Genomic DNA, 15,108 nt, shown 5'->3' with positions numbered 1-15,108 from the left:
TAGGGATTACAGCAATGCTCGAAACATTATTTGGCTTGAAAGCCGCCGAAACAACAGTTCGCACCGAAGTTCTGGCTGGCCTAAGCACCTTTTTAACAATGTCTTTCATCATTGCCGTCAATCCAATGTTTCTTGCCGATGCAGGCATTCCTTTTGAAGCTGGCTTCGTCGCGACGATTATCGCTACAACGGTTGGCACGGCTATAATGGCATTCTGGGCAAAATGGCCTGTCGCGGTGGCACCAGGCATGGGTTTGAATGCTTATTTTGCTTATGGGCTGGTGCTAGGTCAGCAATTCTCTTGGCAGCAGGCTCTCACTGCCGTGTTTGTTGCATCGTTGTTATTTTTTCTATTTTCGCTTAGCAAAGCCCGAAGCTGGCTTATTGGCGCCATTCCAACATCAATGCAGGTTGGTATCACCGCCGGTATCGGTCTGTTTCTGGCCATGATTGGGCTTCAAAGCATGGGGCTAGTTGCAGCTGATCCTGATACAATCGTGCGGCTTGGCGCGGTAAACGCCCCTGAACTTCTGTTAGCGCTTGCTGGACTGATTTTGATGGCTGGTTTGCAAGCCCGGGGGATTTCTGGCTCAATTCTGATCAGCATTATGGTGCTGAGTGTCATTGGCTGGGTTAGTGGTCTTGCCGAATTCGGCGGCATTGTATCGACATCAGTGCCAACAGCTAGCGCCGCTTTCCAGCTTGATTTTTCGGTTTTAGCGTCATTCGGATTTCTGTCCGTTGTCTTTGTCCTGTTCTTTCTGGACTTTTTTGATACTACTGGCACCTTGACTGCTATCGCTGACCTGAGCGGAAAACGCAAGCCTGACGGTTCCATTGATAATCTGGATCGCGCCGTGCTTGCCGATACGGGGGCAAGTATTGTGGGTAGCCTTGTGGGTACATCAAGCATGACCACCTACATGGAAAGTGCAACAGGCATAAAGGCTGGTGGACGTACGGGTCTTACGGCATTGGTTGTCGCCATCCTGTTTCTTTTCTGCTTGTTATTACAGCCGCTATTCGCCTCAATTCCGGGTTTTGCAACCGCACCGGCGCTAGTGTTTGTCGCGGCGGCCTTTCTGCAACCATTGCGCAATATTGACTGGGATGACGCCGTTGTTGGCATTCCGGTATTACTGACCACATTGATCATGCCTTTGACATTTTCGATAGCAGCGGGCATTGCCATCGGGTTTTTGGCTTATATCGCCATCCATGTGATTGCTGGGCGGACTCAGAATCTAAATGCTGGCATTATCACTATTGGTCTGTTCGGAGCATTGTGGCTGGTCGCTAATTAGCTTTTGGTTAGCTGACCAAGAATGCTTTCAAGGCAATCAAATGGCGCAATCACCGCATAGCCATCTCCGGCACCGGCGGTGATTGTAATATCTTCATCCATAACACGGTTTGAAATACCAATCGCTTGGCCAAATTCCATATGCAATCCATCAAGTGGCCAAGCCAGACCGCTTGAGGCGATAAAGCTTTGCTTGGCTAGCGGTATGACCGAAACGCGTTTGCCAACAGGCAGACGCAAGGCAATATCCCCCCTGACCCGCAGAATAACATCATCTGCACCTACCAAAAGCAGATCTGATTGATTTGATGTTGCTGCTAATGCATTCATGACGCCAAGCGAATGGTCAAAACGACTACCGATAAACCCAATGCCCACAATCAGGGGGGCAACAATCAAATTCAGACATTTTTCAAAATCTGTATCGTCTTGCCCAGATAGCTTTATCTGACGAATGTCTGCTGGCAAAGATGCTAAATCATTGACCGAATCCATATCACCAATAATTGACAACGGCTTACGGCCAGCCTCCAAGGCCGCATGAACGCCACTATCGGCTGCAATAGTTGGCCATTCGGATAACACAGCAGAAAAACCAACAGGATCAGGAACACCACCCACCAGCACAACCGGACTGTCAAACGTCAAAATTGTATGTGTTTCTGTCATTTTGCCTCCCTTTAACTCTTATATACTAAGCAATATCTGCCACTTGTTATAAACAACTATATTCCCTAGCCCTAGCCATAGATGAATAATGACGCATATTCACTAATTAGCTCTTGTGTTTAAAGTTAGCCTATACTAACTTTCAGTGATGAAACAAAATCAGACACAGGCTAAAATAGTAGTGCCGCATGATGTAGCACCGGGCAAACCGTATGTGCTTTCGCTTGCGTTACAGACATTACTGATCTGCGTTCCTGTTTTCATGGCCGCAATCGCTCTGTCCGTCTGGACGACTGAATTAGCGGATATTATATTCGCATCAATCGCCGACGCCTATCTACAGGTCAGCACTTTTGTGGCGGCTACATTTCTGATCTTTTACAGTATTGAAAAAACCCTTAAAATTGACGCCACAGAATTGCTTCGTCGTGATACCGTATGGCAAGTTCCAGCTGCTGCCGGACTTGGGGCTTTGCCAGGCTGTGGCGGCGCCATTATCGTAATCACGCAATATGTCAGTGGACGATTGAGTTTTGGAAGTGTTGTTGCTGTATTGACAGCAACCATGGGAGATGCAGCCTTTCTGCTGATCGCACAAGAACCGCTAACTGGCCTTGCCATTATGAGTATGGGGTTTGTTGTTGGTACTATCAGCGGCTGGATTGTAAATCATATTCATGGCACTGACTTTATGCGCCAAAAGGGATCTGTCGGAGAGTTTGACGAACCACATCATCATGACGCCAGCAGTAACTGGCTTGACCGCATGTGGTATCTAATTTTGATTCCAGGTGTCGTTCTGGCTGGTTTGGTCGCTTTTCAAGTCGATGTTGATGCAATGTTTGCCTCGTCATTTCATGAAAAGCCCGCCACCTTGATTGGCGTTGTGGGTGGCACGCTGGCACTAGCCATGCGTTTAGCGCCTTATTTTGGCATGGCAGGTGACGTTGGCTTTTCAAAAAGTGGTGGGATGTTGCGCCGGACAGTCGCCGACACAAATTTTGTCACTGTCTGGGTGATCGCGGCCTATCTGTTATTTGAATTGACGATCTATTTTACCGGCGTTGATCTGCAAGCGTTATTTGATGGCTGGGCATTATTTACACCTTTGGTGGCTATAATCATCGGGTTCCTGCCCGGATGTGGCCCCCAGGTTCTGGTTACAACAATGTATCTGGCAGGATATGTGCCACTATCAGCACAAATTGGAAATGCCATCAGCAATGATGGTGATGCACTATTTCCGGCGATTGCGATTGCCCCGCGTGTGGCAGTGGTCGCAACACTTTATTCTGCCGTCCCTGCCCTTATCATTTCCTATGGCTGGTTCTTCATAATGGAATAGGCTGCCCCAAAGGGACAGCCTCTAACATGCAAACCCTATTTTTCACGGAATGCCGTTTTCAGTGATTTCTGAATCGGCGTCATGATGTAATTCATCACCGTCCGCTTATCACCAAGGATATCAACCGTAAGCGGCATACCAGCTGTAATTTCCGGACGGATTGGCGATTTGGTCAGTTCGATTTTCGGGATTTCGATCATCGTTTCATAGAACGGCATCTGATTTTCCGGCTGGGTCGTATTATTAGCCACACGTTGTACCACCCCCATCAACACGCCATAGCGCGATGGATCATAGGCTGCTAGTGAGATACGGGCAATTTGCCCAGGCTGGACAGCCGCCACATTCTGTGGTGGCACCTGTGCCCTGACAAGATAGCCTGACTCGGATGGCACAATATCGACCAGCACCGTTCCAGCCTGTACAACCGCGCCTATTGTTTTAACGTGAACAGCCGATACAGTCCCCGATAAGGGAGCCCGAATATCTGCATGGCGCACTTTGCCTTCAAGGGCATCTTGACGCGCTTTATACTGCATGGTCTTGATTTGTGTTTCAGCCAATTTGCCTGCCGCATCCGCTTTGAAGTTTGAAATGATTGATTCCATTTCGCGTTTCTTGCCAGCCAGATCAGACCGCCGTGCATTTGCGCTTAATGTTGACAGTTCAATCGTGCCTATTGCCTGCTGATACTTGGTGCGGGACGCAAGCAATATTGCCTGTGGCTCGTGTCCGGCTTTAACCAGTGGTTCCAGCAGTGCCAATTCCTCGGCATATAGCTCAGCTTGCTTTGTGGCTATTCGGGCTTCGGCTTCCTTTTCAAGGATCGTGCGTTCGAGCGTCTCTACGGCGTTGGCAAGCACATCCAGACGGCTTCGCATTGCATTCTTACGACTGTGAAAATGTTGTAATTCCTGCGCCACCACATCTGGTGATGAGAGGATAAGTTCTTCTGGAAAGACTAGGCTATCAGCCCCTGAAATTTCTGCATTCAACCGTATTTCAGTTGCATAGGCAGCTTGATAATTGATCTCGTTATCATGAAAATTAGCCAGAACATCTTCATCTTCGAGCCGAAATAGCACATCGCCTTTTTCTACCTTGGCACCTAATTGGACATTGATTTTGACAAGCGATCCCGGCAACCGGCTTTGAACATGCTGCACATCAGAAGGCGTGACAATTATCCCTTCAGCCCGCACCTGTTCATTAACTTCGGCATAGATCGCCCAGACCACGGCAATTGTGGTGAATATGGCAATCAATACATACAGGAACTGACCTTTGACACGGCCACGCTCTGGATCACTCATATCGGGTGCAGAATGATCAACCGGCGCGCCGCCCATAGTCAATGGCATAGGCCCATACCATTTTTCATAGAGTCCCGAAAATGGCAGGAACAGTATTTTCAAAATCTTTGATAAAAATTTGAAAACGATCTTAAACGGCCAGACAATAATCTGGAAAACAGTGGAAAAAATACGCATATCTATGCCCCTTTGTTACTTGCTGCTAAAACGTCATCTTTCGGACCAAAGGCAGCAATACGTCCTTTTTCCAATGCCAGCACTGTATCAGCAAGCTGCAACATGGCACCGCGATGCGTCACAAAAATTGTGGTTATGCCTTGGGTGGCTGCATCCAGATGCTCAACCATCTGCTGTTCGGCAGTGCTATCAAGTGGCGCGGTTGGTTCATCCATCAGCAGAATATTGGGCTTGCCGATCAACGCTCTGGCAATGGCCACTGACTGCCGCATCCCAACCGATAATTCCCGACCCCGTTCAGACATCGGAAAATCAAACCCGCCTGGCAACATGCCTATAAAAGCTTCAGCCCCCGAAAGACGCGCCGCCTCGATCAGATCTTCATCGCTGGCACTTGGATTACCCATCAAGATATTGTCGCGGATTGAACCTGAGAACAATATAGGGTTCTGTAAAACCACACCAATATTGCGCCGCACATCATCTGGTCTGATCTGCCGGATATCCGCATTATCGATGAGCACAGCCCCCCGATCAGGTGGATTTAAGCCACATAGAAGCCGCAACAAAGTCGTTTTTCCGGATCCAATGCGCCCAACGATTGCCATCCTTTGACCAGCTTTTATATCAAAGCTGATATCGGTAAGCACAGGCTCAGGCTGATCTTCATAGGTGAAGCTTACATTCTTGAAATTGATATCACCCTTGATAACTTGTCGTTCGACTTGGGCAGCGGCCGCCTCTTCCTCAGATTGCGTGCCTAAAATTTCGTCAAGGCTTTTATAGGCGGCAAAGGCCGAGTTCATTTTACCAAGCAAGCCTGTTATTTGACCCAAAGGCGCCATCGTCCGCCCCGACAGAATGACACAAGCAATAAGCTGTCCCATTGTTAAACTTCCATCGGCAATCAGGAACACCCCATAGACCACGATTCCAATCTGGCTCACCTGCTGTCCAAACTGGGCAAATTGTGCGGCAAGTTGACTGGTGATTATGGTCTTGGTTGATGACTTGCTTTGATGCAAAACCGAATTTAGCCAGCGATTACGAAGCATCGAAATGCCCTGTGTCGTTTTCACTGTTTCCAGTGCCGAAATCATTTCAACCATAACAGCTTGTTTGGACTTGCCTTGTGACTGGCTTAGCTCGGTCATCCGCCGGATAATTGGTTGCAATAAAAAGGCAAACAGAAGCACCAATGGGACAATGACCGCTGGCACCGCTGCGACCGGGCCACCAATGAGATACAACACGACCAGAAACAAAAAGATAAAGGGCAAGTCTGCAAAAACAGTAAAGCTTGCTGACCCAATCACATCTTTCAGAATGTCAAAATTACGCACAGTTCCGGCCAGTGACCCTGTCGCAGTTCGTGACAGATTGGCATCATGGCGTGAAATCCGGTCAAATAGAGCTGTCGAAACCTTTTTATCGACGCGCGCACTGGCGGTATCGACAAAAACCCCGCGCAGGATTTTCATGGCCAGATCAAAAAAGATAACAACCACAATAATAGCGGTTAGCCACCACATGGAATCAATCGCATTATTTGGTACCACACGATCATAGATCGTCATGATGTAAAGTGATGAAGCTAGTGCAAAAACATTGATCAACACCGACCCGAAAATGACCTGCACATATACCGATTTACACGATAATACTGGGCCAAAGAACCAATGGTCGTTACCGACCGCCATAGGCTTTAACATCCGTTTTCTCCAAGATTAATAAGTAATACATTGTCAAGTTTTTCGGCAATGAACAGAGCGCTGGATCGCACCCCTTCCTGTTCCATTCGTGCCTGTATCAAGGTTGTTTTGACCTGATTTATTTCGACCATCACACCCGCCACTTCCAATGGCGATGTCACAGTGCGTCCTTGGCGTGCTTGCAAAGAATTAAGGCGCGCTTCAAGCTCAGCAAGCCTTTCGGTCTGCTCGCCAATTTCCTTTCTTAACTCTTCAAATCGCAATAGATTGCGGCTGGTTTCATTGCCATGCCCCCGGTTTAATTTATCAAGACTTGCCTTGATCTCACTTTGTCGCCAGGTCGCTTCGCGCAGACGCGCCCGCGCCGCACCGCCATCATAAAGCGGCATTTTAAATTCTAATTTTCCAACCAGCTCATACTCATCTTCATAATCGCGCAGGTCGAATACGGTCGCATCCAGCACCCCATCTATGCGCATATATTTTGATGTTTTAATCTGACGTTGTTCAAAATCGACAGCTTCAATCTGCAACCGCAAGGCATGTGCCTTTTCGGTTTGCGTTGCCTCAACAGTCGCCAGCGCCAATGGGCGGCGTTCCATATAAGTGGTAAATAGATGCTTGGCATCACCAGGTGATAGGCCAAGATCAATATCGAGTGATTCGATCACCTGCTCGCGTTGGGATTGCAGGCGGCTAGCGGCGATTTCCAGATCAAGCCCGATCAGCTTGGCCGCGCGCAAATCAGATACACGTCCAACGCCGGACTCAACGCGTGCTTGCACTGACGCTATCTGTTCGGCAACCTGTGCTTCCGCCCGTTTATGTTCAGCCAGCAATTCATCATACATCGCCAACCTGATTGATGTGGTCAGAAGTTGAAAGCTTCGCTCGGACAAGGTGCCCTTGGCATCGATCTGGCTGACTTTATGCTGCAGCTTCTTAGCTTCGATATCGCTTTTGCTAGACCCCCAATCGATCAGATTATAACGCACCGATACGGTGGCATCATAAACACCTTCTTTCTCAAGGCGTTTGAACTGACGATGTTTTGCCCCCGCAGCACGATCCTTTTCGCTGCGTTCGTGAACCGTTTTATAACTATTAATAGTTTGGTTTCCAACTTTGATGGTAGTGGGTACCCGTCTTCCCTCATCTTGCCTGATCCGGTCAAAAAGCTGCTGGCTACCCGAGACTGTCAAATTGACCTGTGGCCGCCGCAATGCCCGGCCAAGACCCAGCCGGTGGATCGCCTGACAGACACGTGCATTGGCTTCGGATACTTCGGGGTGGTTAAATAATGCCAGCCGGACAGCTTCACTCAATACACCGGTGGCATGTGACGTTGACGCATTATCTGTCTGCGCCTGTGCAGATGCGCCATGCACCAAACAGGATAGCGCCGCTATAATGGCTGTATGTTTGGCATAGGCATATAATGGCTGTTTCAGATATTCGTTTAAAAAAGAATAATGTGAAAATCTAAGTGTTCTATCTCGTACCTTATATTTTTGCATCTGCAGTCCCCGATACTGACGTGAGTGATCAAAGTGTCTGGGATGAGAATAAGAGACGGATGCCTAATTTTTCGTAAATGCAAACTAAATAATTTATGATTTATGCTAAAAAAATCTTTTTATTTAATTGATTTTATTAATTTTATATTAATTGCTAATAAATTTAATTGTTTCTTAACGCAAAGCTGTGTGCGTATATGCTGACAAAGCGAAATCAAAAACCAGATTTTACGAATCAGCCGCGAATCAAAGATGTCACAACTGGCCAAACGCTGGCTTTAAAAACGCTAACAGTCAGTGTAGCATGATGATAATTTAAAGCTGGGACATCGACGGCACTAGCCAATAAGGATTCATCTATGAGCAACAAATTGATGCCAGGCTTTGGCAATGATTTTGAGAGTGAAGCGTTGCCTGATGCACTGCCTCAAGGCCGTAATTCACCGCAACAATGTCCCTATGGGCTTTATGCCGAACAGATTAGTGGATCACCCTTTACGGCACCACGCGCAACCAACGAGCGTTCATGGTTATATAGAATCCGTCCTTCGGTTCGCCATTCGGGACGATTTACGAAAACTGACTACGCGCTTTGGAAAACAGCCCCTACCGGTGAGAGACATGATTTGCCGTTGGGACAATATCGATGGAACCCGATAGATATTCCGGATGCGGATACAGATTTTGTCGCTGGCATGCGCACAATAACCAGCACGGGTGACTGCACCCAGCATATGGGCATGGCGACACATATATATGTATGTAACCGCGATATGGATAAATCCGTATTTCTGAATGCCGATGCCGAGATGCTATTTGTGCCACAGTTAGGTGGTTTAATTTTACATACCGAACTAGGGCAAATGACGATTGAGCCAGGGCATATTGCTGTTCTGCCGCGTGGTATGATGGTCAAAGTCCAGCTTGCTGATGATGCGGCGCGGGGCTATGTTTGCGAAAATTATGGGGCAAAATTCACCTTGCCTGATCGCGGCCCTATCGGGGCGAACTGTCTTGCCAATCCACGCGATTTCAAAACCCCCATTGCTGCCTATGAAGATAGTGATGAACCACATGAGCTTATTGTGAAATGGTGCGGTGGCTTTCACACGACATCACTCGATCATAGCCCGCTTGATGTGGTCGCATGGCATGGCAATTACGTGCCTTATTGCTATGATCTTGCCACTTTCTCACCTGTCGGTGCTATCAGCTTTGATCACCCCGATCCATCTATATTTACCGTTTTGACAGCACCATCGGAAACCGCTGGCACTGCTAATATAGATTTTGTGATTTTCCCTGAGCGCTGGTCAGTTGCCGAAAATACGTTTCGTCCGCCTTGGTATCATCGCAACATCATGTCTGAATTTATGGGGCTTATTAAAGGAAAGTATGACGCCAAGGAAGAAGGCTTTCTCCCCGGCGGTATCAGCCTACATAATATGATGCTGCCACATGGTCCAGATATGGACGCCTTTGAAAAAGCATCGACGAGCGAACTCAAACCCGTCAAGATGACCGATACAATGGCCTTTATGTTTGAAAGCCGATTACCCCAGCATGTAACATGTTTTGCTGCCGAAACATCGATGTTACAGACTGACTATATCGATTGCTGGCAGGGGCTAGAAAAAAAATTTACCGGCAAAAAGTAACAGTAACCAAGATAAGAGATAGATAATGAAACTTGCCAGTCTGAATGACGGCACCCGTGATGGAAGCCTGATTGTCGTGTCGCGTGATTTGACTCGCTATTGCCATGCCAGCGAGATTGCCCCAACAATGCAGGCGGCACTTGACGAATGGGATAGATGCGCACCTTTGTTAGCAACGCTTTTTAATGCGGTCCAAACCGGATCAGCGACCTGTCAGGCTTTTAACCCTAACGACGCCCATTCTCCTTTGCCGCGCGCCTATCAATGGGCGGATGGGTCAGCCTATGTCAATCATGTCCAGCTTGTGCGTAAAGCACGTGGTGCCGAAGTGCCTGAAAGCTTCTGGACCGACCCCTTGATGTATCAGGGCGGCTCGGATGATTTCACCCCACCACGCGCGCCCATTGTCATTCCTGATGAAGCCTGGGGCATAGATATGGAAGCCGAGGTTGCAATTGTTACCGATGATGTGCCCATGGGCGTATCAGTTGCCGATGCCAGCGCGCATATAAAGCTTATCATGCTAGTCAATGATGTGTCGTTGCGTCATCTTATCAAAGGTGAACTGGCCAAGGGCTTTGGGTTCTTCCAATCCAAACCAGCAACCACATTTTCACCTGTGGCCGTGACGCCTGACGAACTTGGCACGGCCTGGGCCGATAGCAAGCTAAACCGGATCATGGAAGTTGACCTGAACGACGCCCCGCTAGGCCGTGCAGATGCGGGAACCGATATGACCTTTTCCTTTGCTGAATTAATTGCCCATGCAGCCAAATCACGTAATTTGCGCGCAGGTGCTATTATCGGATCAGGAACAATTTCAAATCGTGATGAAGATGGGGGCCCTGGCCGGCCAGTTGCCGATGGTGGGCGCGGCTATTCCTGCCTTGCCGAAATCCGCATGGTTGAAACGATCAGAGATGGCGCTCCAACCACGTCATTCATGCATTTTGGTGACAAGGTAGGTATTGAGATGCATGATGATGATGGCGCCAGCATCTTTGGCCGGATCGAACAGATAGTAGAGGCACATAATGGCTAAGGCATTTGCATCACAAGGCGATATGGCCGAAAAGAATATCAGCTTTACCGAAATTGGACGTGACCTATGGGCGTTTACGGCCGAAGGTGATCCGAATACTGGCGTTATCATCGGTGATGACAGCGTCATGATTATCGATGCACAGGCAACCCCGCGTCTTGCCAATAAAGTTGTCGAAAAAATTCGTGGCGTGACTGACAAGCCGATTAAGCATGTGGTGCTGTCGCATTATCATGCCGTTCGCGTGCTAGGCGCATCGGCTTATGACGCCTCGGAAATCATCGCCTCGGATACATGTCGTGCGATGATACATGAACGTGGTCAGGAAGATTGGGATAGTGAGTTTGGCCGCTTTCCCCGACTATTTGAAGGACATGAGTCAATTCCTGGCCTGACTTGGCCTAGCCAGACCTTTGCCAAAAAAATGACCGTTCATCTTGGCAAACGGCAAATTGATCTGATGCATCTTGGCCGCGCCCATACAGCTGGAGATATTGTTGCCTTTGTGCCAGACGAACAGGTGATGTTCACCGGCGATATCGTTGAATATCATTCCGCTTGCTATTGCGGTGATGGTCATTTCAATGATTGGGGCAATACATTGGATAAGATTGCCGGTTTTGCCCCAAGTGCCATTGCGCCAGGACGCGGTGACGCGCTGGTTGGTGACAATATGGTCACAGCGGCGATTGAAAACACCCGCGACTTTGTGATGAGTACCTATCGGCCAGCGGCCATGGTGGCGGCCAGAGATGGCACATTGAAAGATGCGTGGGACGCTGTGCGTGACGTCTGCGACCCTAAATTCGCTGATTATGCAATTTACGAACATTGCCTGCCATTTAATGTGGCGCGTGCCTTTGACGAGGCAAAAGGCATTGATACACCGCGTATCTGGACTGCCGAACGTGATCTGGATATGTGGAACGCATTACAAGGCTGATACATATCAGTAGAATATGAGTTTGTTATGGCACGTTATGCCTATGAATCATTTCCATACCACACCCCGCCTGAATTATCAGGCGAAGCGGCATCTGATGCGCCTGTTTTAATCGTTGGTGCGGGCCCGATTGGACTGGCGGCGGCGGTTGATCTTGCGACTAGGGGAATCGCCAGCATCGTTCTTGACGACAATAATGTTGTCTCGGTTGGCAGTCGAGCCATTTGCTGGGCCAAACGTTCGCTGGAAATCTTTGATCGGCTTGGCGTGGCTGATCGCATGCTGGCCAAAGGCGTAACATGGAAATTGGGACGCGTTTACCGCGGTGATGCCGAAATTTACAGCTTTGATCTATTGCCCGAAGACGGTCACAAATTTCCGGCATTTATCAATCTACAGCAATATTATGTCGAACAGTTTCTGGTCGAACGCTGCGCCGATTTCCCTGAACTGATCGATTTACGCTTCAAGAATAAAGTCGTTTTAGTCACCCAGGATGATGATCATGTCACCGCATCGATTCAAACGCCTGATGGTAACTATGATATTTGTGGTGCCTATCTTCTAGCTTGTGACGGGGCGAACAGCCGTCTGCGCAAACAATTCGGCCTTGATTTTGACGGTCGGCATTTTGACGAACGCTTTCTGATAGCCGATGTCGAAATGGAGGCTGACTTCCCATCCGAACGGTGGTTCTGGTTTACCCCCACCTTTCATAAAGGACAGTCAGCTTTGCTTCATAAACAGCCGGATAATATCTACCGGATTGATTTACAGCTTGGCCCCGATGCGGATCCAGATGAAGAAAAGAAACCCGAAAATGTCATTCCACGCATCGAAAAGATCGTTGGTGGCCGCCCCTTCAAGCTTGATTGGGTCAGCATCTATGATTTCAACTGCAGACGGATTGACCGGTTTATCCATGACCGCGTCATTTTTGTAGGTGACTCAGCACATGTCGTATCCCCTTTTGGGGCGCGAGGTGGTAATGGCGGCATCCATGATATCGATAATCTGGGCTGGAAGCTGGCCGCCGTTATCACCGGACAGGCAGACTCAAAATTACTAGATAGCTATAATGAAGAACGGGTTTTTGGCGCTGATGAAAATATCCGTAATTCCAGTTGGACATCACGTTTCATGTCCCCTGATAGCAATGTCGAAATGGCCTTTCGCAATGCTGTTCTGGGATTAAGTGTAAACGCGCCTTTTGCCCGCCGGCTTGTCAATGCGGGACGCTTGTCACTGCCATGTCATCTTGGCCAAAGCAGCCTGACTGGCCATGATATGAACGATTTTGACGTCCATATGACGTTAGGCGCCCCCTGTATGGATGCACCGCTTACCAATAAAGATGGTGAGCGCGTCTGGTTGATGAACCTGCTTGGAAACGGATTTACACTTTTGGTGATTGGCATGCCTTTATGCGATGTGCCGGACAATCTTGATTGTATTCACATTGCCGTGGATGGTGATTACATCGATAGTGATGGGGTTGTCAGCACACGATATGGTAAGGGGATATATCTGATACGACCAGATCAGCATGTTACCGCACGCTGGCTCCCAGACAAAGCGAGCATCGCCGATATGTCCGCCGCATTGGCACGCGCTTATGCACACAACATCATAGAGGCATAGGGGGCATAGGAGAGGCGCATGACAATCAAAACAGATTTTAACCTAGGTGCCGACAGCGATGCGCTCTATAACGAGTTACTTGACGCTCATGCCGGCTTATCTGCAGACAAAAGCAACCAGCTAAATGCCGCGCTTATTCTGGTGATGATGAATCATATTGGCGATGCCGCTATCATCCGCGACGCCATCCGCACAGCGCGCATATCTATTGATAACTAGCTTCTGGCGCAACGGATAATATTCTTCATGTTTGACATCATCCTGTTCACGCCGCAGATACCACCCAATACAGGAAATATCATCCGGCTATGCGCAAATACGGGGGCGCGCCTGCATCTAGTCAAGCCGCTTGGCTTTTCGCTTGATGAAAAATCATGTCGCCGGGCGGGTCTTGATTATCATGACATGGCACAGGTGCAGCAACATGACAGTTTGGACTCATGCCTTGACCTGCTGGGTATTTCGATTGGCGCAGCGCGGCTATTTGCCGTCACCAAATTCGGCACGCAGATTGTGCATGACACCGCCTTAGCTATGGGGGATGTTTTCCTGTTTGGTGCAGAAACAACTGGCTTACCTGACCATATCCACGCGGCACTTGGCGAGAGTCAGAAATTATCTCTACCAATGCTGCCTGGCAATCGTAGCCTGAATCTTAGCAATGCTGTGTCTGTTACCCTGTATGAAGCATGGCGTCAAAACGGCTTTCAAACACCCCAGCAGAAGATATCTCATGACAGTTCAAACTAGCACAATGCAACCTCTGGATATCGACGTACCAGCCCCCGGCCACATGGTTGCACTTGCTGATGATCTATATTGGTTTCGTTTCAGCCTGCCCTTCCGCCTGAACCACATCAATCTTTATGCGCTTGATACCGCCGACGGCTGGATATTGATCGATTGCGGCATAAAGGCCGATAGTAACGCCGTACAATGGCCACCTATGCTTGATGGGCCGCTTGCAGGCAAGCCGGTTGCTGGCATTCTGGTGACACATCATCACGCTGATCATGTTGGTTATGCGGGGCAATTATCCAGCCTGACAGGTGCGCCAATTATGACAGGTGCTATCGAGCATGAGATGATGCGCTGGGCATTGGATATGACCAATGCCGATTATGAAAAACTTGCTGTCGAGATTTATTCTGAATTTGGTCTGCCCGAAGCTGTCATTGACCGCACCAAAAAATCTGGCAATTTTTATCGTTCCCTCGTGGGAGAACTGCCAGATGTCACCATTCTCAAAGCTGGACACGAGATCAAAACCGTCGCTGGTAGCTGGCAGCTGCGCTTTGATGGCGGGCATTCACCAGGCCATATAAGCCTGAGCGATCATGCGCGTAAATTATATCTTGGAATCGATTTCCTGTTACCGCGAATCTCACCAAATGTGTCGGCGTCTTTCCGCAATATCAATGCAGATGTGCTGGCACATTATTTTACCTATCTGCATGATATGTGCGCATTGGATAATGACTGGCTGGTAATTTCAGGCCATGACTGGCCTTATTATGGTGGCGGCATTCGCGCCGCCGCCTTGATTGCGCACCATCAACAAAGACTGGAGCAATTAATCGACGCTGCCAGAATCTCGCCCCTATCGACCAAAATGGCCAGTGACCATCTATTTCCATTTGAATTGACCGACCATGAAGTGTTTTTTGCTAGTTGCGAAGCACGGGCGCATCTCAATCACCTGTTCCATAGTGGTAAAATGGATTATGCGATTGGCGAAGACAATATCGGTTATTTTGCTCTGGCTTAGGGTTATGCATGTAAGCTGGC

13 protein-coding genes are annotated in these 15,108 nt (G+C 48.6%); 9 read left to right on the top strand and 4 right to left on the bottom strand.

Features of this window, described 5'->3' with window-relative positions:
• Nucleotides 1–14: 14 nt before the first annotated feature.
• Nucleotides 15–1,304 carry an NCS2 family permease gene (locus ACTF7Q_RS01515; RefSeq protein WP_438996087.1) on the top strand — a complete coding sequence of 430 codons (1,290 nt, stop codon included), beginning with the start codon at nt 15–17 and terminating at the stop codon, nt 1,302–1,304.
• On the opposite strand, the gene ACTF7Q_RS01510 is transcribed toward ACTF7Q_RS01515, so the two are convergent.
• Entirely contained in the window at nt 1,301–1,972 is a 672-nt protein-coding gene (locus ACTF7Q_RS01510) for a thiamine diphosphokinase (protein ID WP_438996086.1), read from the bottom strand. The two genes, ACTF7Q_RS01515 and ACTF7Q_RS01510, sit on opposite strands and share 4 nt — an antisense overlap.
• Before the next feature lie 148 nt (nt 1,973–2,120).
• Here ACTF7Q_RS01510 and ACTF7Q_RS01505 point away from each other — a divergent pair, with 148 nt between their 5' ends.
• Entirely contained in the window at nt 2,121–3,317 is a 1,197-nt protein-coding gene (locus ACTF7Q_RS01505; protein ID WP_438996085.1) for a putative manganese transporter, read from the top strand.
• Between the two features lie 35 nt (nt 3,318–3,352).
• On the opposite strand, the gene ACTF7Q_RS01500 is transcribed toward ACTF7Q_RS01505, so the two are convergent.
• The 3 genes from ACTF7Q_RS01500 to ACTF7Q_RS01490 are packed head-to-tail and all read right to left on the bottom strand — an operon-like array spanning nt 3,353 to nt 8,036.
• Nucleotides 3,353–4,807 (bottom strand): HlyD family type I secretion periplasmic adaptor subunit, encoded by a 1,455-nt coding sequence (locus ACTF7Q_RS01500; protein ID WP_438996084.1) that lies wholly within the window; start codon nt 4,805–4,807, stop codon nt 3,353–3,355.
• A 2-nt stretch (nt 4,808–4,809) separates the two neighbouring features.
• Nucleotides 4,810–6,519: an ATP-binding cassette domain-containing protein gene (locus tag ACTF7Q_RS01495; protein ID WP_438996083.1), complete on the bottom strand. Its 1,710-nt coding sequence runs from the start codon at nt 6,517–6,519 to the stop codon at nt 4,810–4,812.
• Nucleotides 6,513–8,036 carry a TolC family protein gene (locus ACTF7Q_RS01490; protein WP_438996082.1) on the bottom strand — a complete coding sequence of 508 codons (1,524 nt, stop codon included), beginning with the start codon at nt 8,034–8,036 and terminating at the stop codon, nt 6,513–6,515. Before ACTF7Q_RS01490 ends, ACTF7Q_RS01495 begins: the two co-directional genes overlap by 7 nt.
• A 359-nt stretch (nt 8,037–8,395) precedes the next feature.
• Between ACTF7Q_RS01490 and hmgA the strand changes: the two genes are divergently transcribed.
• The 7 genes from hmgA to ACTF7Q_RS01455 are packed head-to-tail and all read left to right on the top strand — an operon-like array spanning nt 8,396 to nt 15,088.
• On the top strand, nt 8,396–9,694 hold the full coding sequence (gene hmgA / locus ACTF7Q_RS01485; RefSeq protein WP_438996081.1) for a homogentisate 1,2-dioxygenase: 1,299 nt from the start codon (nt 8,396–8,398) through the stop codon (nt 9,692–9,694).
• Between the two features lie 25 nt (nt 9,695–9,719).
• Nucleotides 9,720–10,736, top strand: coding sequence for a fumarylacetoacetate hydrolase family protein (locus ACTF7Q_RS01480; protein ID WP_438996080.1), 1,017 nt, complete (start codon nt 9,720–9,722; stop codon nt 10,734–10,736).
• A complete protein-coding gene (locus tag ACTF7Q_RS01475; protein WP_438996079.1) occupies nt 10,729–11,679 on the top strand; it encodes an MBL fold metallo-hydrolase in 951 nt (316 codons plus the stop codon). The genes ACTF7Q_RS01480 and ACTF7Q_RS01475 overlap by 8 nt, the downstream gene beginning before the upstream one ends.
• 27 nt (nt 11,680–11,706) lie before the next feature.
• On the top strand, nt 11,707–13,320 hold the full coding sequence (locus ACTF7Q_RS01470; RefSeq protein ID WP_438996078.1) for an FAD-dependent oxidoreductase: 1,614 nt from the start codon (nt 11,707–11,709) through the stop codon (nt 13,318–13,320).
• An 18-nt stretch (nt 13,321–13,338) separates the two neighbouring features.
• Complete coding sequence (locus tag ACTF7Q_RS01465; RefSeq protein ID WP_438996077.1) at nt 13,339–13,539, top strand: DUF2783 domain-containing protein; 201 nt, start codon at nt 13,339–13,341, stop codon at nt 13,537–13,539.
• A gap of 27 nt (nt 13,540–13,566) precedes the next feature.
• The gene (locus ACTF7Q_RS01460; RefSeq protein WP_438996076.1) at nt 13,567–14,070 is read left to right on the top strand and encodes a tRNA (cytidine(34)-2'-O)-methyltransferase; all 504 of its coding nucleotides are present in this window, start codon (nt 13,567–13,569) and stop codon (nt 14,068–14,070) included.
• Nucleotides 14,054–15,088, top strand: coding sequence for an MBL fold metallo-hydrolase (locus tag ACTF7Q_RS01455; protein WP_438996075.1), 1,035 nt, complete (start codon nt 14,054–14,056; stop codon nt 15,086–15,088). The genes ACTF7Q_RS01460 and ACTF7Q_RS01455 overlap by 17 nt, the downstream gene beginning before the upstream one ends.
• Nucleotides 15,089–15,108 lie beyond the last annotated feature (20 nt).

Source organism: Puniceispirillum sp. (SeqCode) (assembly GCF_965657105.1).
In the GTDB taxonomy this organism is placed as follows: domain Bacteria; phylum Pseudomonadota; class Alphaproteobacteria; order Puniceispirillales; family Puniceispirillaceae; genus Puniceispirillum.
Note: the sequence above shows the minus strand (reverse complement) of the source record. Positions and strands in the feature narration are given on the sequence as shown.